Here is a 19,411-nt window from a genome sequence, read left to right on the forward strand (position 1 = left end):
AGACGGTAGCTGTGTCTTAGGCAACAGCGGCAGCGGCACGATCAAAGTAGCCAGCAATCTCAGACATCAGGGCGCTGCAATCGCCAGGAGTGATGCCATTGGGATCATTGGCGATCGCGATCGCGGCATCTTTCATTTTTTGGATAGCCACAGCCACGGAGGAGCCGGGGGTACCAAGGGCTTGGTAGGTTTCCCGCAGACCGTTCAAGCAGCGATCATCGAGCACGCTGGAGTCACCGGCCAAAATGGCGTAGGTCACATAGCGCAAGATGATTTCCATGTCGCGCAGGCAAGCAGCCATACGACGGTTGGTGTAAGCATTCCCACCGGGTTGGATCAGTTGGGGTTGCTCTGCAAAGAGGGCACGAGCAGCGTTAGCAACGATCGTGGAGGCATTGCTGGTGATGCGGTTGACGGCATCCAGACGCTTGTTGCCTTCTTTCACCAAGTTGGACAGGGCATCGAACTGGGCGTTGGTGAGGAATTCACCGCGGGCATCGGCCTGAGCGACAACTTTGGCAAATGCATCTAGCATGGATCAATTCTCCTTAAAGGTTGTTAAAGAAGTTAGAACTTCTTGACATTCCTGCCCCTAGCGGGATTGCAGGATTTTTATGGTGTTTTTGTGTCAACCCATAAAGGCTGTGTCAAGCAACCTTAGAGCGACCAAGCTGATCCTTGGTGTGGATATGTCAGGTCACGAACACCACAGTGGTGGGTGCCGGAAAGGTCGAATAACAGCCTGTGTTTCCCTAGGTGAGGTCAACAACCGTGCTGTTAAACCCTTCAGGTATTTCTTATACAATGCGGTGGGAAACCTGTTTCGCCGTAGTTATTAATTTGTAAAATACTTTTGTGAGATAAATTAAGCTTCCCGCGATCGCCATAAAATTGGTGCGATTTGTCCTAAGTTTTTCCTAAGTTTCGTGAAGTTTCTTTAACATTATTCTCAGGAAGTTACGATCCACATGAGTGAACCGTTGCAATTTAGCTTATTTGACACCCTCGCCCCCACCGAGGCCGAATCCCCGCCACCGACGCCTCTCGATGCTGCTACCTATGATCAAATTCCGCTGCGCGCTGAGGTGCCTATTCCCGCCGGTACCTACCGCGACTTGGAGGCGCTTGCGGCGCATTGTCAGCAGTGTCAACGCTGTGGCTTAGCGGCCACCCGTACCCATGTGGTGGTCAGCCGTGGTAATCCCGCCGCCAAGCTGATGATTATTGGTGAAGGACCGGGTCAAGCGGAGGATGAAACGGGTCGCCCCTTTGTTGGCAAGGCAGGGCAGCTCCTCGATAAAATTCTGGCTTCGGTCAATCTCGATAGTGAACGGGATGCCTATATCTGCAACATTGTGAAGTGCCGCCCTCCCGGCAATCGCGTCCCTGAACCCGCTGAAACAGCAGCCTGCCTGCCCTATCTGTTAGAGCAGATTCGCTTGGTCAATCCCCGCATTATTCTACTGGCGGGGGCAACGGCTGTGCGCGGCTTGCTCCAAGATCAGCGGGGGATTACAAAAATTCGCGGTCAGTGGATTGAATGGCAGGGACGCTGGTGTATGCCGATTTTTCATCCTGCTTATCTGTTGCGAAATAACTCGCGGGAGCCGGGCAGTCCCAAGTGGCTAACGTGGCAGGATATGCAAGCCGTGCGCGATCGCCTGCGCCAACTCGATGCTTAGATTACTCCTGACGGTGGGGATGTTCCTGCAAATAGCGTAGCCAAAGCTCCGAAAGTTCCCGCGCCTGTTGCTCCTTTTCGCCAACAATGTGGTACATTCGCCGCGGCCGACCGCGACCTTCCACCTTCTTCCAATAACCATCAATAATTCCCTCATCCTCGAGGAATTTGAGGGCGCTGTAGAGCACCGTATCGGAAAGGCGGTAAAGAGGATATTCGTTTTCAATGGCTTGAATCAGCGCCGTGCCATAGGAGTCCCCCTTTTCCACAAGGGTATAGAGCACATAGCACACCGCAACTTCCTTGCTCAGGTAAACGGGCGGTGGCTGGCGGAAAAAGGTGTAGATATCTTCCAGTTTCATAACCTTATCCTCAGCAATGGGCTACTGCTGATCCATTGACTCCCCAAAATTCCTCAGATCATGGAAGCGTCTGAATTCAACTCTGTTGCTCCAAACGATAGAAAACACAAATACTCCCCCCTTAATATCAGCACTTGCCTCTAGCCTTATATAGCGCATGAAAGTCACTAAGTATTTATCACTACCAAGACTACAATATTGTTTTACAACCCTTTCCTGAAATATAGGAGAAATAGTCTTCTCCCCTGTCGGCTTTCACGATTTTAAGCGTCTGCCGTCCTTGTAAAAAGGGCTGTACTTCTGATTTTAGGAAGTTTGAGAGAAAAGTGTTCCTTGCATCATAATTCCGCAGTTGGCAAAAATCAAGTCATTGACCTGTTGTAAATTGATTTCAAGGGTGATCAGCAGCAAAATTTCTTAACAAAAATTCACGATAAATCTGCCAGCGGCGGCCATTGTGCACCAGCAGTGTGAGGTGGGATACCCAACAGCGAGCCGCAAAGGATTGTGCTTGAAAGTCTGCCCAAGCGTGGCGAAAGTTGTCCTTGGTTAAATCACGAAAGGCGATCGTCATGTGGGGGGTAAAGGCATGGCGTTGCGTAGGGGGGAGGTGCAGGGGCTTCGCTACCGCTTTGACGAGATCTGCTTGTAGTGTCTTGAGGGCTGGGGTGGGTGCCACGTGAATATAAATGACTCGTGGGGGAAAGGCGGCAAAGCCATCGAGGATCAACTCCACTGGAGCGGCTTGCTGGGAAAAAGTTTCTAGAGCTTGCTCCAGATTTACGACCGCTGCATCTGGCCACCAAAAGGGGGGATAGAGGGTAACGTGGGGGGGAGAGCGCAGTGCCGCTTGGCTTTGGTAGCGATCGCAACAATACTGCTTGAGGCGGGTGACTTCCGCCTGAATGTCAGCATTGGGCAACAAAGCAATAAAGTAATGCCGCCGGTTCATTAGCGCTGTGCCACAACGGTCCAATGGCGATCGGAGGTGAGGGTGGCTTGCCACTGCTGCGGCGGCTGCGGCAAGGTTTTGAACAGATCCCCCATTTCCGTTAAGGTCAGTGCCGCATGGAGCGAATCGGCAAACAGTTGCCGTTGCTGGGGCGGGTCTTGACCCGCATATTGCTCAACCAAGGCTTGCAGTTCGGCCAATGTTTCTGGGCGATAAAGGTCACGGATAAACAACGTCCCTTGGGGACGCAGCACCCGCAGCATTTCGCCAAGGGCAGGCCGCGGATCCGCTAGGTGATGGATCAAGCTATTACTGATCACAACATCAAAACTCGCGTCGGCAAAGGGCAAGGCTTTGGCATCCCCTTGAATAAAGTTTAATTGCGGACTGTGGTGGCGGGCGATCGCCAGCATGGCTGGACTGAGGTCAATCCCTGTTAGTTGCCAATGGGGATAGCGTTGATGCAGCATTTGCAGAATCCGCCCGTTTCCTGTACCCACATCTAAAACTTTTAGAGGTTGCTCAACACTGGCTAAGACTGCGGCTAAATCTTCACAGAAGGCGGCATTAACAGCAGTAAAATCCATGGCGTCATAGGCGGCAGCCGTTTCTGGCGTCTCCATGACCTCAGGTTCAAGAATGCGTTGCAGCGGCATAGGCTATAGACCCGTCGCCGATCGCCCCTGCTTGGGTAAGCGCACAAACACAAAGTAGCTCAGATAGAGCATATAGATGACAAGGGCAACGGCGGCAAAGAAGCCAAGGGTACCGGCGCGGGCTTGGGCATGGAAAATATCTTTGAACATCAGGGGTGGCTCGAGCCAGACTTGGCAACTGGGGGTCTGAACGGCACCAGCGACAAACGCACAGGGCAAATAAAAGGCCTGACCAATGGCGGCAAGGATACAGTAGAGCGTGATTGCCCAGCGCCAGCTACTAAAGACCTGACCAATCAAATCTTGGCGATCGCTAATTTCCTCATTGAGATCCACCCAAAACCAGAGGCTAATGGGAATCAGCACCAAGGCCATAAATCCGGTGACGTAGGCCACTGGCCACTGCGGCATCATCAGGTACACCGTAATCGCCAATAGACTGGCCACCCGCCAATAGATAATCAGCAGTTGGGTAATCGCTGGCACATTTTTAACCGTTGACCACAGCAACAGGATCAAGGGAATAATTACAGTAAAGAGCACCGCAAGGCGGTAGTCCATCCACACGAGCGATCGCAGAAGTTCCAAGGACATGGCAGGCCACAGACCCAAGTGCAACGGTTCTATTATTAGGGATCGCCTTCCCAAGGCACAAGGCTAGAGCGATCGCACTCGCTCATACCAACGCATCAGAATGGCTGCTAACTTTTGCGAATCATGGCGCACGGTTGGCGTGGATTCGTCCATCACATCCGCAAGGATCAGTCGACAGTTTTGACGGGTCAGGGCTTCCCGATCAATAGCCACAGCGGTACTTCCCTGCTGCCCATAGCGTTCAAGGTGAGCGGCACTGGGGGGGTATTTTTGCACCAGCACCGCATCAAACAGGCGATCGCCCGTGACCGCATCAAGGGCACGCACATGATCACTCACAGCATAGCCATCGGTTTCCCCCGGCTGCGTCATAATGTTGCAGACGTAAACACAGGGGCACTGCCGCTCCGCTAGGGCTTGGGCAATCTCAGGCACTAAAAGATTGGGAATGATACTCGTGTAGAGACTGCCGGGGCCAAGGATAATGTAGTCGGCCTCATGAAGGGCTTGAATGGCGCGGGGCAGGGCTTTGGGGGCTGGGGGCGAGCAACCAATTTCGACAATTTTGCCGCGGGCGGCTGTAATGTTGGACTCCCCATGAATGAGGCGACCATCGGCAAGGCGTGCCCAAAGGGTCATATCTGTTAGGGTGGCTGGCAACACTTGACCACGAATGGCCAAGACCGCTGAACTGGTGGCGATCGCTCGCTCCAGATCCCCCGTGATATTTGTCATCGCCGTCAGAAACAAATTGCCAAAACTGTGCCCTGCTAAGCCATCCCCCGCTTCAAAGCGATATTGAAACAGTTCAGTGACGATTTTCTCCTCATCGGCAAGAGCCGCCAAGCAGTTGCGAATATCCCCCGGTGGCAACACCCCAATTTCCCGCCGCAGTCGTCCGGATGAGCCGCCATCATCGGCCATCGTCACAATGGCAGTGATATTGGAACTATAGAGCTTGAGTCCCCGCAAGAGGGTGGAGAGACCAGTTCCCCCCCCAATAGCAACAATTCTTGGCCCCCTGCCTAGCCGCCGATGGATGAGCAGCCGCTCCACCAAGGCCTTGTCGTCTTCTGGCAACAGGACTTCCGTAATCGAGCCAAGGGTGCGGGCATAGCCCCAAGCAATCAGTGCCAACCCCCCAAGCAGCAGTAAAGGGCCACTGATGTAGCTGGGCACAAAACGGGCAATACTTTGAACAAACTGCTCTAGAAATTGCAGGAAGTAAAAAATGGGGGTGAGGTTGATGCTAATGGCAAAGCCCAGACTAGCCAGCAAAACGCCAACTGCACTAATTAGGAGCCATCGTTTCACCAGTAGCCCAGGGAGCAACCATTGGGACCACAAACGGATTTTACGACGGGCTGGCCGTAGCTTCGCTGAGAGTGGTTGAGCCTTATTCGCTCTCCTCATCCGCACCAATACCCAAATAGGTTTTGCTCAGATAGCGGGCTAGGCGCTGCAGAGGATTGGCCACTTGTTTTTTGTGTTCGGCATGATTACTGTTAATGGGAACACCTAAAATCCCGGAAAATTCATCATCGCTAATTTCCCCTGCTTGGTGCTGAGCAAAGGAATCAACCACTTGAATGAGTTCATCGGTGGAAAATTCAAAACCATGTTGACTGGCAAAATCCACCACCTTAGGCGCCATCTCTCCTCGCAGGGCAGCGAGTTCCTCAGCATCTAGTTCGGCAGCGCCGCTGATATTGCCATCCCCTACCCCCAGAAGGTTCTCCAGTTCATCTCGTAGTTGGGTATCTTCAGCGGTCTTTTGCATGAACGCTAACACCTGTGCCGTCGCCATAGGCTTCCTTCCTTCGGTCAGTAAATTTTCTGCACGAACCGATTGGATTATAGCATTCTCTGCTGAGAGTATTTTTAGGCAACAGTTCTTAAGAAGGGCACCTCAACCACTTGAGCAATGATGCCCTCTGGGGTGTGCAAGGTTAACCCGGCACCGCCCACTTTAGTGCGCACATAGCCTAGACCAAAGGCACCCCCATTTAGGGGCGTACAACTGGTGAGCAGACCCACTTTTTCCCCTTCCAAAAGTAGGGGAGTTGGGGCGGGAACAACGGCACTCAATTCCAGTCCCCAGAGATGTTGTTTGACCCCTTGGTAGGTGTTGAGGCGGGCGATTGTCTCTTGGCCAATGTAGCAGCCCTTATTGAAAGAAATCGTATGCCCCAGTCGGGCTTCGAGGGGGTTATAGTCTTCGGTGAGTTCAGCGTCGGCAGCGGGTCGCCCTTGGCGGATGCGTAGGTGTTCCCAGTCGGTATCATTCAGTTGGAGATGGGCATTGAGGAGATCTGTGAGGGGGCGATCGCTCCAAAGGGTCAAGCCCGGAATCGCTAAGCCACTGGTGGCAGCAATGGTTATGGGAGCGTTTTCGTAGGTGAGAGTCACATGAGCGTAGGGCTGGGAAAACGGTTGCAGACCCAATTGGTCAGCGATCTGATCCGAAACGGCACCGAACACTCGGTAGCAGTAACTGTCAGAAGTGCGATCGCTCACCTGCACATCGTCGCCAAAGAAGATGTACTTATCGAGCCATTTCAAGAGAAACTCGCGGCGCTGCGGTGACACCAGTAGATCCACCCACTCCATATGAACAAGTAGGGTGACAAGATCAAGGGTGCGCGCCGTCGAGGTCAGAAAAACCGTATCTGCCCCTTGGCCGGGTTGCAAGACAAGACAGTTATTGGAGCTTTGATTGTGCAAAAACTTTAGGCGATCGCCCCCCCTGAGGCGTAGGCGCCCCCAATGACTGCAATCATAGACTGCACCACTGACAGAGACTGTTTCCAGTAGATCCGTCATTCTTTTACTCCTAAGAGAAGCAAGTCCCGCTCAAGGAGCGATCGCACCCCTGCAAGATTGAAGCCCGGTTGCTCAGCTAATAACTCAGCCACGTTTTTTTGACCCGTCGCAGCCGCCAAGAATTGCTGCTCAGCCTGATTGAGCTGAATCACATCATAGTGACAGTTAAAGACACAGACCCCCGGCCAACCCTCTAAGCAGGGGTGTCGCCACGGAATAGCCACCAGCAAAGCCGCATCCTCAGACCAATCGTGACGGGGCAGCGGCGGCTTGGCCAAAAAGAACTCAAAGTGGGTCATTGCCTCAGGGTCAAGGCATTCAATGAGTTGATATTGCTGGATCGGATCTAAGTGCTGTGCGCGGTGCAACAGTTCTGGCTGGCTGCCCAATAGCCGCTCCAACCGCCAAACTTGAGGGTTAGAAAAGCCAACGAATTCTAGGCCAGAGGCAGCAATGAGGTCAAAGAGGCTGGCGATCGTGTAGTCAATTTCTTGGGGATGCACGTACATGTCGGCAAAGCATTCATCCCGCTGATTTTCGAGGCTCCAGCGCTCCTGCTCACGCTTTTTCAGGCGATTGTTCTGGGGCAATGCGGCAAAGAGTTGCCGTCCAATGGCCACCCCCTCGCGATAGTTGTGGCGATCGCTCCCCTGAAGTAAGGCAATGGCCTGCTGCATCAGTTTAATTTCCCAGCGACCGTAGGCTCCATAAACAAAGATGTGCAAAATGCCGCCGGGAGCAAGAACATCGGCGAGAGCTTGAATGCCCCGCTGCGGATCCGGCAGATGGTGCAGCACGCCCACACAGTTAATCATCTGGAACCTTTGCCCCAGTTGTGCCACATCCTCTAGGCTCAGGTGGTGAAATTCGACATTGGTGGCGCCCGATCGCCGGCAGCGCTCGCGGGCAATCTCCAAAGCACCCTCACTGAGATCCAACGCAGTAATCTTTGCCTGCGGATTCAAATGGGCGAGATATTCCGTTCCTACACCAGTGCCACAGCCAGCATCGAGAATGGCAACGTCCAACTGGGAGGGATAGCGTCCTGTGCAAAAGCTATAGGCCGCCGGCCAAGACCAGCGCCAGTTGTACCCCGGTGGTGGCTCATCAAGGAGCGGCTCCGGCGGAAAAGGATAGGTATTGTACAGTTGCCGCACAGCAGCAGTAATCTCAGCCGCCGAGGTCATGATGGTTCCCCTTGAGATAAGCGTCGTAATAATTCTCGGGTGGTTGCCTCTGGGTCAGCCGCATCCATAATGGCGCGGACAACGGCCACCTGAGTCGCCCCGGCCTTGACCACCTCATCAATATTACTGAGATCAATGCCGCCAATGGCAAACTGCGGCATCGGGGCGTGTTTGCGGGCGTATTGGAGATAGTCAAAGCCCACAGCCGCTTTACCGGGTTTGGTAGGAGTCGCAAAAATCGGCCCAACACCCACATAATCGGCACCTTCAGCAATGGCACGCTCCAGTTCTTGGGGATTGGTGGTCGAGCGTCCCACGAGGCGATCGCGCCCTAAAATTTGCCGAGCCAGTTCCATGGGAATATCCGTCTGTCCGAGGTGGACACCATCGGCATTGGCACCCACGGCAATATCCACGCGATCGTTGACCAAAAACAGGGCGCCGTAGCGTTGGCAGAGCGCTTGTAACTGGCGAGCCGTGGTTAGACGGGTGTGATCATCACTGGTTTTGTCGCGGTATTGCACAAGGGGCAGTCCCCCCTTCAAAGCAGCTTCGACGGTTTCCAGCAGGCGATCGCTGGGGGCAGTCACCAGATAGAGCTTTGCCCCTTGCAGGCGTTGCGCTCGAGCGTGGCGCGGGTTGAGGATCAGGGCTTGCTCGAGAATGTAAACGCGATAGCGGAGGGCTTTGGCGGTGTCACTCAGCTCAGTATTGGTTAATTTCGCGTATTCTTCAATCACTCGTAGCGCTTCTTGGACACGGGCAAAGTTAGCGGTGAGCACCTCGCTGAGGGTCTGGCGATCGCGCTCTTGGGGATGACGCAAAGCAGTCCCCGGATCCTGATCCGTTTGTCGTGCCGCCCGCAACTCTGGGGTATGGTAGCGGCCAAGGGTTTGGCGCAAATCTTTACATTCTGCACTCAGGGCAGCATCTTCGCGGCCAAAGCGGCACCATTCCTCAATCACCCGCAGACCTTCGCGGGCACGGTCAAGGTTGGCATCGAGAATCCGCCGGATGCGTTGCCCCTCAAATCCGGGAGCTAAATTTTGCATAGCACGTCCGATCCCCACAGAAAAGAATCAACACAGTTCTGTTCACCGTTCATCGGCATTGTTGATAGCGCAATGAAGTTTTTGATGAGCCGTTTCAGCATTCACTCCCAGCCGTGGTTGAGTCACCTATGTTTGATCCTAATGGGTTGGGGGACGCCCGTATTGGCGGCAGAACCGATTCCCATCCCCGTGCCACCGCCAGAGGTGAATACCGTCATCCCGATTCCTGTGCCTCCCCCAGAGGTGAGTACGGCGCCAATTCCCACCCCACCGCCGCAGCAGCTTGACAACTCCCTCGAACGATTGCCGGTGCCTAGTGGCCCGATTCCGATGGGATTTGTGGGTCGCGATCGCGCGATGAATCAATTGCCGCCCCCACCAGACATTTCTGATGCAAACTTGGCAACACTCGCTCCCGTAGCCCCCAGAACGCGGTTTCGAGTCATTGTTTTGGATTTGCGGGAGGATGATCTGGCCAATCAAGAACGCCTGCGATCGCTCGTTCCCGAAGTGATACCCATTACCCTTGGCCAGCGCCGCGCCCTACAAGTGGGCAGTTTCCAAAACGAGGCCAATGCCAACGAAATGCGTACCTTTATGGAGGTCAATGGCTTCCGCGCTGAGATTCAACGTCTGCCCTAAACAACCTCAATTGGCTCAGGAACGACGCGAAGAGGCCTAAAGAGTGCCCGCTTTTTCAGCAGTGAAGTGAACCCCCTGCCCAAGCAATCAATTTTTCATAGACTTAGAGGATTAGGAGCAAATCGCCACAGGAGTTGAGTTGCTAAAACATTCTGAGGATACAACCGTTCCCAAAGACAATAGCAATATCAACAGGATAGATGAGCAAGACCGCGCCTTTCATGACTGGTATCGGTTTGTGCTCTCTTATCCGCCCCATCTTGTGAGGGACTACATAGAAGACTTTGGCTTGAATGCAGAGAGTGTCATCCTCGACCCTTTTTGCGGCACAGGCACAACGCTGGTTGAGTCGAAGCTGCGTGGAATCCCCTCATTGGGTACCGAAGCCAATCCATTTGCCCATTTTGCGACGTGTGTTAAGACGGATTGGGATGTTGATCCGGATTTACTCTACCGTCACTCCTGTGAGATCGCAGAATTTGCCCTTGACATCCTGCGGCAGCAAGGGATAGGGGACTCGGTGCCTTTTGAGGGGAATATTGCGGATCTACCGTTACGCCAACTCTCGCCAGAACAACATAAACTCATCCTTACGGGGTCGATCAGCCCGATTCCCTTGCACAAGATCTTGGTACTCCTTGACTGCTTAGAGAAATACAGAATAGAACAGGTCTATCGGCATCAACTGCTGGCGATCGCCAACATACTGGTTTTTGCCGTGAGTAATTTGCGCTTTGGCCCTGAAGTGGGTGTTGGCAAGCCTAAAGTTGATACACCAGTGATTAGTGCTTGGCTCGCCAAAATTGATGAAATGGTGGAGGATTTGCGGCAGGTCAAAAATCAAAATGATGCCCCTGCCCACGTCTATCTGGCGGATGCAAGATGTCCTGACCGAGTATTGCCGCCGCAGTCCGTTGATGCGGTGATCACCTCACCCCCGTATCCCAATGAAAAGGACTACACCAGAACAACCCGCCTCGAATCGGTGGTCTTGGGCTTTATCAAAACCAAGGCGGATTTACAAGCTTTCAAGAAGGGTCTGATCCGTTCCAACACGCGCAATGTGTACAAAACCGATGACGACGATCAGTGGATTCAAAACCATCCTGCAATTCAGGAGATAGCAGCTGAAATTGAACGCCGCAGAATTGAGCTGGGTAAAACGTCTGGCTTTGAGAGACGCTACAGCAGGGTAACAAAGCTCTATTTTGGTGGCATGGCACGTCACTTGGCTGCCCTGCGATCGCGCTTGCGTCCCAATGCTCAATTGGCCTACGTCGTGGGTGATCAAGCCTCCTATTTGCGGGTGATGATTCGCACAGGTCAGTTATTGGCTGACATTGCCCAAGCCCTTGGCTATGAGGTTGTGCGCACAGATCTCTTCCGAACACGGTTTGCCAGCGCCACGAAGGAGCAACTGCGCGAAGAAGTGGTGATCCTACGCTGGAAAGGATAGTCGAGTCAGTCCAGATGGGCTGTACCTTAAGAATTACTGTAAAATAAGGCATCAACTGGCAGTACACCCACCCTATGGTTACCTCTTGGGCGAAATGGTCATTGCCGCAACCTCAACGGCGCTCAACTCCGCTGCACCACAGGCGATTGGCCAAAGGGCACGCGACGCGATCGCAACGACTGCGCTGGAAATCTTTTGTGTTTAATCTGCTGTCTGAGCGTCTTTTGCTGGTCATCGGCGGATTGGGGGCAGGTCTTCTCCTGTGGCAAACCGATGGCCCCCTGATGGTGGCCACCCTGAGTGGCGTGGGTACGATTTTTCTCCTCAGTCGCTGGCAACGCCGACTGTTGACGCTATGGCAAGACCTGCGCCAACAGATGTCCCAATGGCTACACCATCCCTTCGCCTTTACGGTGGTCGGGGGTTTGCTGGCCTGTTTGGGTACCTATACCCTTTTGCATTTGGGTCAACACACCGCAGATCCATGGCTCGTGGTGGCGCTTGTGATCCTCGGCATCCTTTTAGTGGCCGTCATTGCCCTGCTTGGGACGCTCATGGGGCAACTGCAACAGCAGCATCAGACCCAACAGGTGTTCCAATGGTTTGCTGACCTCACCCATCCGCAACCGCTGCATCGGCTAGTGGCTATTCGCCAATTAGCTCGCATCTCTAAGGGGGCAGAGCGTCGCCAAGTGCAGGAAGCCCTATATCTGCTACTGGGACAGGAAACGGATGCAATCGTTCGCCGTGCTGCCCTTGAGGTGCTCGATCATCTTGATGATGCCGCCTGAGTCCCTCAATTGGCTGGAGCGATGGTGCTTGGCTCGGTTGATTCGAGCGATTGCTAGTGTCATTGGGGTTGAGCCACAGCGATTCGGCTACGTTGGCTTTGTTGAAATCACACGGCAAGTGAAGCAGGGGCGATCGCCCGCGCAGCAGCAGGCTATCGTGGCCACCGTCTTTGATCGGTTAGTTCCCCCCTTCATCAGCACCTTGGTACGCACACTCTTTCGCCCGACTCGCTGGGTTTGTGAGTGGAATGCGTGGTTTGCCACCCGCCTCACGGGCTGGTTAGTGGGAGCCAGCGATCGCTACTGGGTCGAGGTCATTCCCCCCGATCAACCCCGCCAATGGCAACACAGTGGCGTGCGCATTCAAAAATGCCGCTATCTTGCTGAATCTCAATGCGTGGCTCTGTGCATGAACCTGTGCAAAAAGCCCACGGAGCAATTCTTTCGGCAGCGATTTGGCATTCCCTTGACGATGACGCCCAACTTTAGCGACTACAGTTGCGAAATGGTTTTTGGTACCCCTGCCCAGCCGATTCCTGAGCCAACCATTCCCCACTGTTGGGACGATCCGAGTCAGACCCCCTGCCCCCACATTTAAGACCATTCTCTTGGCGAATCATTTTTGGCGATTGACAATTCAAGATTATTTGAAATAACGTAGGGATGTCCCGCTGGAGCAGCAACGATGGGCGTTGGCATCGGCATTAATGGCTTTGGCCGCATTGGTCGCTTGGTTTTGCGTGCCGCGTGGGGTTGGCCTGAACTGGAGTTTCGCCACATTAACGAGATTAAAGGAGGCACAACCGCTGCCGCCCATTTACTAGAGTTTGATTCGGTGCATGGCCGCTGGCCCCAAGCCATTCAGGCCAAAGAGGGGGCGATCGCCATCAACGATCAGATCATTAGCTTTTCGGAAGCAAAAACCCCAGCAGAGGTACCTTGGCAAGAACGAGGAGTCGAGATTGTTCTGGAATGCTCCGGTAAATTCCGTACCGCTGAGCAACTGGCGGCCTACTTTGCAGTTGGGGTGAAAAAAGTGATTGTTGCTGCCCCCGTCAAGGAACAGGCCCTCAACATTGTCATGGGCGTCAATGACCATCTCTACAATCCCCAAGAACACCACTTGCTCACCGCCGCCTCCTGTACGACAAATTGCCTTGCCCCCGTCGTTAAGGTCATTCACGAAACCCTTGGCATTCGCCACGGCTTGATCACCACGATCCACGATGTCACCAATACGCAAACAGTGGTGGATGCCCCCCACAAGGACTTGCGCCGTGCCCGCTCTAGTCTGATGTCTCTTGTGCCGACAACCACGGGTTCAGCCACTGCTATTGGGCTGATTTATCCTGAACTCCAAGGCAAACTCAATGGCTTGGCGGTACGGGTGCCCCTGTTGAATGCGTCGCTCACCGACTGTGTTTTTGAAGTGAGCCGCCCCACCAGTGTGGCCGAAGTGAATGCAGCTCTTAAAGCTGCCGCCGCCGGGGAACTCAACGGAATTCTCGGTTATGAGGAGCGCCCTCTTGTTTCCATTGACTATTGCAACGACCCCCGTTCCAGCATTGTCGATGCCCTCTCCACAATGGTTGTGGATGAAACGCAGGTGAAAATTCTCGCATGGTACGACAACGAATGGGGCTACAGCAATCGCATGGCCGAATTAGCTCGTCACGTCGCCACTACGTTGCCCTAAGGAGTCTGCTATGGCTGTGTCCACCAGTGTCCGCAACTATATGATTGTTACCCTCGCCTACTGGGGGTTCACGATTACCGATGGCGCACTGCGGATGCTAGTGCTGCTCTACTTTAACCAGATTGGCTACACACCGCTGCAAATTGCCTTCCTATTTCTCTTCTATGAAATTTTTGGCATTGTCACCAACTTTCTCGGTGGCTGGATTGGTTCCCGTTTAGGGCTGAATGTCACCCTCTACGCGGGCATTGGTTTACAGGTGATCTCGCTGATCATGCTCACGCCCCTAACGCCAGAATGGCCTTTGTGGTTTGCGGTGCCCTATGTGATGGCGGCACAGGCGATGTCGGGGGTGGCCAAAGACCTGACAAAGATGAGTTCTAAGAGCGCTATTCGCTTAGTGGTGCCCCAGGAGGCAGAGTCACAGCTCTTTAAGTGGGTGGCGATTCTGACGGGTTCTAAAAATGCCCTCAAGGGGGTGGGTTTCTTTGTTGGCAGTGTGTTGCTGACATTGGCGGGCTATAGAGCGTCTCTGTGGATCATGGCGATCGCGCTTATCTTGATCCTGTTCAGCGGTTTGTTATTGCCACGGGGGATGGGGCAGATCAAAAAGAAAATCAAATTTCGCCAACTCTTTTCCAAGAGCAAGGAGATCAATATTCTTTCTGCTGCTCGCTTTTTCCTCTTTGGGGCGCGGGATGTCTGGTTTGTGGTGGGTTTGCCCGTCTATCTCCAAAGTGTTCTCAACTGGTCATTTTATGAAGTGGGGGGCTTTCTCGCCCTGTGGGTCATTGGCTATGGAGGTGTCCAGTCCTCGGCACCCCTGCTGTTGAAATACATCAATCGCGGTCGCCCTCCCCAAGCCGCCACTATTCAGTTTTGGACGTTTACACTGACGATTGTGCCAGCAGTCATTGCCTTGGGCTTGATGAGCCACTGGAATCCCAATGCCGTCATTATTGGCGGCTTGCTCCTTTTTGGCTTGATTTTTGCCATGAATTCGGCAGTCCACTCCTACTTGGTGCTGGCCTACACCGATGATGAAAAGGTGGCCTTGAATGTTGGCTTCTACTACATGGCCAATTCCGGCGGGCGACTAGCGGGAACGGTTCTCTCTGGCCTCATCTATCAAATTTGGGGCATTGTCGGCTGTCTGTGGGTTTCGATGGTCTTTGTCCTCTGTGCTGGACTCATTTCCCTAAAGCTCGAGGATCCGAAACGGCAGCAGCCCTACCCCTCGTTGGTTGTGGGGGATGGTGAATAACTGCAACATTTTCCCCTAGGGGTTAGAACTGAATAAAATTGAGATATGGTGAGGTTCCCCGAGGAATTGCCCTTATGATGCTCCCCCAAGAAATCATCGGCCAAAAAGTGTGGTTGGAAGTGGAACCCGAAGATGCCTACTATGCGGGTGAGAAAATTCGAGTACAGGCGGAAATTAGCCAGCCCACTGCTCCCCCGTGGTACTATGCTCGCTACATTAACCCGCCCCGCTGGTTCCGCACCCAAGGCCAGTGGCTCACCCACCATGAGGCGGAGATGGCAGTGCTCTTGAATCCCGTCTTGGAGGATTTGGAGCTGGGGGAAGAGGATTACGACGGTGATGAACTGACGAATGGTGATTTTAGCGATCGCTAGGAGCGTCTCGGGTCTGTTGGTCAGGGTGGCGATCGCCCACTGTTAGCTGCTATACTAAGTGCTAGGAAGAGTGGTGTATTGGCAGCACCCATGAACGTTCTATTCTGAACGGTTCAAAAATCTCCTTCCCCTCGGGAAGTGAGGTTGTCACTTTTTGAGATTGTTTGGGTGTGGTGGGCAATGTCCCGCCTTTTTTATTTCCTATGCAGATACAGATGCTGTTGCCTGTGGTGCAAACCCTTGCCCAGCAGGTTGCCGACCAAGAACACCTTGATCTGGTGAGTGTGCAGTGGCTGACCCATCAATCGCCCCCAATTTTACGGGTGGAGGTGCGCCATCCTGAGAATGACACCAGCTTAGAGGATTGCGAACGGCTGAGTCGGGCACTGGAGATGGCTTTGGATGGGCTGCCAGAGTTGGAGTTTGCCTACGTTCTCGAGGTGTCGAGTCCGGGCCTGTCGGATTACTTGAGTAGCGATCGCGACTTTGATGCCTTTCGTGGCTTTCCTGTACGGGTCACGACCACCGCACCCCATCGGGGCAAAACCCTTTGGGAGGGCAACCTGATTCGCCGTGACGCGGTGAATGTCTATCTCAATCAACGGGGGCGATCGCTGGCGATTCCCCGCTCACTGATTGCCAGTGTCCAACTGTACAGCCCCAGCAGTGAGCCTTAGCAGCAGTTGATCTACTAAATGAACGAGGTTGTAACGGACGATGACCATCTATCGCTTACCCGGCCTACGGGCCATGATCAATGAAATCAGCCAAGAGCGGAATTTGCCCAAGCACGCGGTACATCAAGCCCTCAAGGAAGCACTGCTCAAGGGATACGAACGCTATCGCCGCAGTCTGCGCCCGGATCATAGTCACTTTGAAGAAGACCACTTTGCCAACTTTGAAGTGGAACTAGACACCGAGCAGGAGGGCTTCCGCGTTTTGGCCACCAAAACGATTACGGAAACAGTGGCGAACCCCGATCGCGAAATTGCCCTTGCCGATGTGATTGAGGTGGTGCAGGATGCCCGTGTCGGCGATACGGTGCTGTTGGATGTCACCCCTGACCATCAGGAATTTGGCCGCATGGCCGCCATGCAAACCAAGCAAGTGCTGGCGCAGAAATTGCGAGATCAACAGCGTCGCCTCGTCCAAGAGGAATTCAAAGACCTCGAGGGCACCGTACTCATGGGGCGCGTCCTGCGGTTTGAGCGGCGATCGGTGATTATGGCTGTGCGCAGCGATGCTAGCCAACCGGAAGTGGAGGCCGAACTGCCGAAACGGGAACAACTTCCCAACGACAACTACCGCGCCAACTCCACATTCAAGGTGTATCTCAAGCGCGTCAAAGAGGGACCTCAGCGCGGCCCCCAATTGGAGGTTTCCCGTGCTGATGCTGGCTTGGTGGTCTATCTCTTTGCCAATGAGGTGCCAGAAATTGAGGATGAAGTGGTGCGGATTGTGGCCATTGCTCGCGAAGCCAATCCCCCGAATCATAAAGTCGGCCCCCGCACCAAAATTGCCGTGGATACCTTAGAGCGGGATGTCGATCCGGTGGGTGCCTGTATTGGGGCACGGGGATCCCGCATTCAAGCAGTGGTGAATGAACTGCGGGGGGAAAAAATTGATGTGATCCGCTGGTCGCCGGATCCAGCCACCTATATTGCCAATTCCCTGAGTCCAGCGCCAGTGGAGGAGGTGCGGCTGATTAACCCCGAAGCCCGCATTGCCCATGTCCTTGTGGCACCGGATAAGGTCTCCCAAGCCATTGGTAAGGAAGGCCAAAATGTGCGCTTGGCAACTCGCCTAACGGGCTGGAAAATTGAGGTGCGCGATAGCTCCCAATACAACTACGAAGAGGAGGATCGCTTGGCCATGGCCGCCCTCGAAGAACAAGTTGCCAGTTAGGGATGATGGCTGTCCCCCAACGCCGCTGTGTGTCCTGTGGCCGCTTGGCCGATCGCTCGGAGTTTTGGCGAATCGTGCGCTGCTGGCCCGATCAAAAGGTGCAGTTGGATCGGGGGATGGGGCGATCGGCCTATCTGTGTCCCACTGCCGAGTGTCTCAAGGTGGCCAAACAAAAAAAACGCTTGGCGCGATCGCTCCGCTGTCCCATTCCCGAGGATATTTTTACGACCCTTGCTGCTCGCTTAGATGCCCATCGCAACTATGACTGACTCCCCCATTTGGCAGCCCTTTACACAAATGAAAACGGCGGCTCCGCCCCTGAAGGTGGTGCGTGCCCAAGGTGCTCGCCTTGAACTGAGCGATGGCCGTCAGATTATTGATGCCATTTCCAGTTGGTGGGTGACGCTCCATGGCCACAGCCATCCTGTGCTGGCTAAAGCGCTCTATGAGCAGGCACAAACCCTTGAGCACGTCATTTTTGCCGGCTTTACCCATGAGCCAGCGGAGCAGCTTGCCCAACTGCTGTGTGCCCACACGCCAGCGGGGTTACAACGGGTCTTTTTTTCCGACAATGGCTCAACCGCCGTGGAAGTGGCGCTGAAGATGGCCTACCAGTATTGGCAGCGGCGAGATCAACCCCAGCGATCGCGCTTCATTGGCTTTACCGGCGGGTACCATGGCGATACCCTTGGGGCAATGACTGTCGGCCAAAGTTCCCCGTGGTGGCAACCCTTTCAACCGCTGCTCCCCCCCTTAACAATCCTGCCCTACCCAGCAACCTATGCGGGGGATCCAGAGGTGGAGACCAAGGAAGCACAGGCGATCGCTCAACTGGAGGACACCCTGAAGGCAGACCCCGATGCCTATGCCGCTCTCTTCATTGAGCCACTCGTACAGGGGGCAGGGGGAATGCGCATGTGTCGTCCCTCGTTTTTGCAAGCCCTTTCTGCAATTGCCAAGGCCTATGGGGTGTTAGTCGTCTATGACGAGGTGATGACGGGGTTTGGCCGCACAGGTGCCCTCTTTGCCTGTGAGAAAGCGGGGACACAACCCGATCTCCTTTGTCTCTCTAAGGGGTTATCGGGAGGCTGCTTGCCCATTGCCGTCACATTGGCCACTGAGGACATTTACCAAGCCTTTTATGCCGATGATCCGGCGCGCGCCTTTTTCCACAGCCATTCCTATACCGGCAATCCCTTGGCCTGTGCCGCGAGTGTGGCTTCATTTCAATTGCTGCTTGCCAAACCTGAAGCCTACCAAGGTCTAGAGGCGCGCCATTGGCAGTGTTACCAGCAGTATCTTGCCGATGTCAGCAATCTCAAGCAATTTCGCACCTGTGGCACGATCGCGGCCATGGAATTGGCGACGGCGGCCTCCTACTTTAGTGACCTTGTGCCCCAACTGCGCCGCCGCTTTATTGAGTTGGGTGTGCTGCTGCGACCTTTGGGCAATACGCTCTATATCCTGCCCCCCTACTGCATTAGTGATCAAGAACTGGCCGCAGTCTATCGCGCCATCCGCCAAGTGGCGATCGAGGTGGCCGCAGGTTATTTCACCGCAGTCTCTGCTTGAGTGGCCATATAACTCAGGAGCCAATTGACCGCAGTGGCACGGCGCGTACGGCGGGGGTTGAGTTCCTTGATTTCATAGCCAGCAAAGCCCAACTGTTCCTTGAGAAGTTGCTTGTGGGCAGGGGGAATAGAGCGGGTGAGCTTGACGATGGCGGGGCGGCTGCCAATGAAGTCTGGCGGTTGGGGATAGTCTTGTCGCCATTCTGGCGGCACGCGATCGCTCTGCCAAGTTTGGCTGTGGGCGTCATAGCGATAGCCCAAGCAGTGCCACAGGAGCTGATTGACCGTAGCATCATCCAATTCATCATTGAGAATTTGCCACAACGTGGCTTCTGTGAGAGGGGGGAGTGGCGAATCAGAGCTATCCATTCACACTCTTTGTAATCAGTCGGTCTACTGAAACCG

23 protein-coding genes are annotated in these 19,411 nt (G+C 54.1%); 12 read left to right on the forward strand and 11 right to left on the reverse strand.

Translation table 11 applies throughout. The features are described from left to right. Window positions 1-16 precede the first annotated feature (16 nt). Complete coding sequence (locus tag RHH81_RS07045) at window positions 17-535, reverse strand: phycocyanin subunit beta (protein ID WP_011057792.1); 519 nt, start codon at window positions 533-535, stop codon at window positions 17-19. A 433-nt stretch (window positions 536-968) separates the two neighbouring features. Between RHH81_RS07045 and RHH81_RS07050 the strand changes: the two genes are divergently transcribed. Further along, window positions 969-1,682 (forward strand): uracil-DNA glycosylase family protein, encoded by a 714-nt coding sequence (locus RHH81_RS07050; protein WP_206199557.1) that lies wholly within the window; start codon window positions 969-971, stop codon window positions 1,680-1,682. Window position 1,683: 1 nt separating this feature from the next. Here the strand turns inward: RHH81_RS07050 and RHH81_RS07055 are convergent, their stop codons facing one another. The 9 genes from RHH81_RS07055 to RHH81_RS07095 form a co-directional block, all read right to left on the reverse strand. After that, on the reverse strand, window positions 1,684-2,043 hold the full coding sequence (locus RHH81_RS07055; protein ID WP_149818207.1) for a PadR family transcriptional regulator: 360 nt from the start codon (window positions 2,041-2,043) through the stop codon (window positions 1,684-1,686). Between the two features lie 391 nt (window positions 2,044-2,434). Continuing rightward, window positions 2,435-2,995 (reverse strand): 2'-5' RNA ligase family protein, encoded by a 561-nt coding sequence (locus RHH81_RS07060; protein WP_310742813.1) that lies wholly within the window; start codon window positions 2,993-2,995, stop codon window positions 2,435-2,437. Beyond that, entirely contained in the window at window positions 2,995-3,651 is a 657-nt protein-coding gene (locus RHH81_RS07065) for a class I SAM-dependent methyltransferase (RefSeq protein ID WP_286649878.1), read from the reverse strand. The genes RHH81_RS07060 and RHH81_RS07065 overlap by 1 nt, the downstream gene beginning before the upstream one ends. Before the next feature lie 3 nt (window positions 3,652-3,654). After that, window positions 3,655-4,245 (reverse strand): DUF3177 family protein, encoded by a 591-nt coding sequence (locus RHH81_RS07070; RefSeq protein WP_206199560.1) that lies wholly within the window; start codon window positions 4,243-4,245, stop codon window positions 3,655-3,657. 63 nt (window positions 4,246-4,308) lie between these two features. Beyond that, on the reverse strand, window positions 4,309-5,658 hold the full coding sequence (locus RHH81_RS07075) for a YvcK family protein (RefSeq protein ID WP_315863385.1): 1,350 nt from the start codon (window positions 5,656-5,658) through the stop codon (window positions 4,309-4,311). Next, window positions 5,642-6,052 carry a hypothetical protein gene (locus tag RHH81_RS07080; RefSeq protein ID WP_286626602.1) on the reverse strand — a complete coding sequence of 137 codons (411 nt, stop codon included), beginning with the start codon at window positions 6,050-6,052 and terminating at the stop codon, window positions 5,642-5,644. The genes RHH81_RS07075 and RHH81_RS07080 overlap by 17 nt, the downstream gene beginning before the upstream one ends. Before the next feature lie 74 nt (window positions 6,053-6,126). Then, window positions 6,127-7,068: a folate-binding protein gene (locus RHH81_RS07085; protein ID WP_310742814.1), complete on the reverse strand. Its 942-nt coding sequence runs from the start codon at window positions 7,066-7,068 to the stop codon at window positions 6,127-6,129. Then, entirely contained in the window at window positions 7,065-8,255 is a 1,191-nt protein-coding gene (locus tag RHH81_RS07090) for a class I SAM-dependent methyltransferase (protein ID WP_310438311.1), read from the reverse strand. The genes RHH81_RS07085 and RHH81_RS07090 overlap by 4 nt, the downstream gene beginning before the upstream one ends. Next, window positions 8,252-9,307, reverse strand: coding sequence for a thiamine phosphate synthase (locus RHH81_RS07095; protein WP_310742815.1), 1,056 nt, complete (start codon window positions 9,305-9,307; stop codon window positions 8,252-8,254). The genes RHH81_RS07090 and RHH81_RS07095 overlap by 4 nt, the downstream gene beginning before the upstream one ends. Window positions 9,308-9,391: 84 nt before the next feature. Between RHH81_RS07095 and RHH81_RS07100 the strand changes: the two genes are divergently transcribed. From RHH81_RS07100 to bioA, 11 genes are all read left to right on the forward strand, one after another. Further along, complete coding sequence (locus tag RHH81_RS07100; RefSeq protein ID WP_310742816.1) at window positions 9,392-9,949, forward strand: hypothetical protein; 558 nt, start codon at window positions 9,392-9,394, stop codon at window positions 9,947-9,949. A 139-nt stretch (window positions 9,950-10,088) separates the two neighbouring features. Continuing rightward, complete coding sequence (locus RHH81_RS07105; protein WP_310742817.1) at window positions 10,089-11,405, forward strand: DNA methyltransferase; 1,317 nt, start codon at window positions 10,089-10,091, stop codon at window positions 11,403-11,405. Between the two features lie 74 nt (window positions 11,406-11,479). Beyond that, window positions 11,480-12,196, forward strand: a complete 717-nt coding sequence (locus RHH81_RS07110; protein WP_310742818.1) for a hypothetical protein — start codon at window positions 11,480-11,482, stop codon at window positions 12,194-12,196. Beyond that, window positions 12,183-12,794, forward strand: coding sequence for a DUF4033 domain-containing protein (locus RHH81_RS07115; RefSeq protein WP_310742819.1), 612 nt, complete (start codon window positions 12,183-12,185; stop codon window positions 12,792-12,794). Before RHH81_RS07110 ends, RHH81_RS07115 begins: the two co-directional genes overlap by 14 nt. Before the next feature lie 87 nt (window positions 12,795-12,881). Next, complete coding sequence (locus RHH81_RS07120; RefSeq protein ID WP_206199569.1) at window positions 12,882-13,892, forward strand: ArsJ-associated glyceraldehyde-3-phosphate dehydrogenase; 1,011 nt, start codon at window positions 12,882-12,884, stop codon at window positions 13,890-13,892. Window positions 13,893-13,902: 10 nt separating this feature from the next. Continuing rightward, entirely contained in the window at window positions 13,903-15,156 is a 1,254-nt protein-coding gene (gene arsJ, locus RHH81_RS07125; RefSeq protein ID WP_206199570.1) for an organoarsenical effux MFS transporter ArsJ, read from the forward strand. 74 nt (window positions 15,157-15,230) lie between these two features. Next, on the forward strand, window positions 15,231-15,530 hold the full coding sequence (locus RHH81_RS07130; protein WP_206199571.1) for a hypothetical protein: 300 nt from the start codon (window positions 15,231-15,233) through the stop codon (window positions 15,528-15,530). Between the two features lie 215 nt (window positions 15,531-15,745). Further along, window positions 15,746-16,207 carry a ribosome maturation factor RimP gene (gene rimP / locus RHH81_RS07135; protein ID WP_206201652.1) on the forward strand — a complete coding sequence of 154 codons (462 nt, stop codon included), beginning with the start codon at window positions 15,746-15,748 and terminating at the stop codon, window positions 16,205-16,207. A gap of 40 nt (window positions 16,208-16,247) precedes the next feature. After that, window positions 16,248-17,435, forward strand: a complete 1,188-nt coding sequence (gene nusA, locus RHH81_RS07140; protein WP_206199572.1) for a transcription termination factor NusA — start codon at window positions 16,248-16,250, stop codon at window positions 17,433-17,435. A 2-nt stretch (window positions 17,436-17,437) separates the two neighbouring features. Further along, window positions 17,438-17,704, forward strand: a complete 267-nt coding sequence (locus RHH81_RS07145; protein ID WP_149818242.1) for a YlxR family protein — start codon at window positions 17,438-17,440, stop codon at window positions 17,702-17,704. Continuing rightward, entirely contained in the window at window positions 17,697-19,007 is a 1,311-nt protein-coding gene (gene bioA, locus RHH81_RS07150) for an adenosylmethionine--8-amino-7-oxononanoate transaminase (RefSeq protein ID WP_310742820.1), read from the forward strand. The genes RHH81_RS07145 and bioA overlap by 8 nt, the downstream gene beginning before the upstream one ends. On the opposite strand, the gene RHH81_RS07155 is transcribed toward bioA, so the two are convergent. Then, window positions 18,983-19,375, reverse strand: a complete 393-nt coding sequence (locus RHH81_RS07155; RefSeq protein ID WP_206199574.1) for a DUF1823 family protein — start codon at window positions 19,373-19,375, stop codon at window positions 18,983-18,985. The two genes, bioA and RHH81_RS07155, sit on opposite strands and share 25 nt — an antisense overlap. Window positions 19,376-19,411 lie beyond the last annotated feature (36 nt).

The sequence above is a fragment of the Thermosynechococcus sp. PKX95 genome (genome assembly GCF_031583295.1).
Taxonomy (GTDB): Bacteria; Cyanobacteriota; Cyanobacteriia; order Thermosynechococcales; family Thermosynechococcaceae; genus Thermosynechococcus.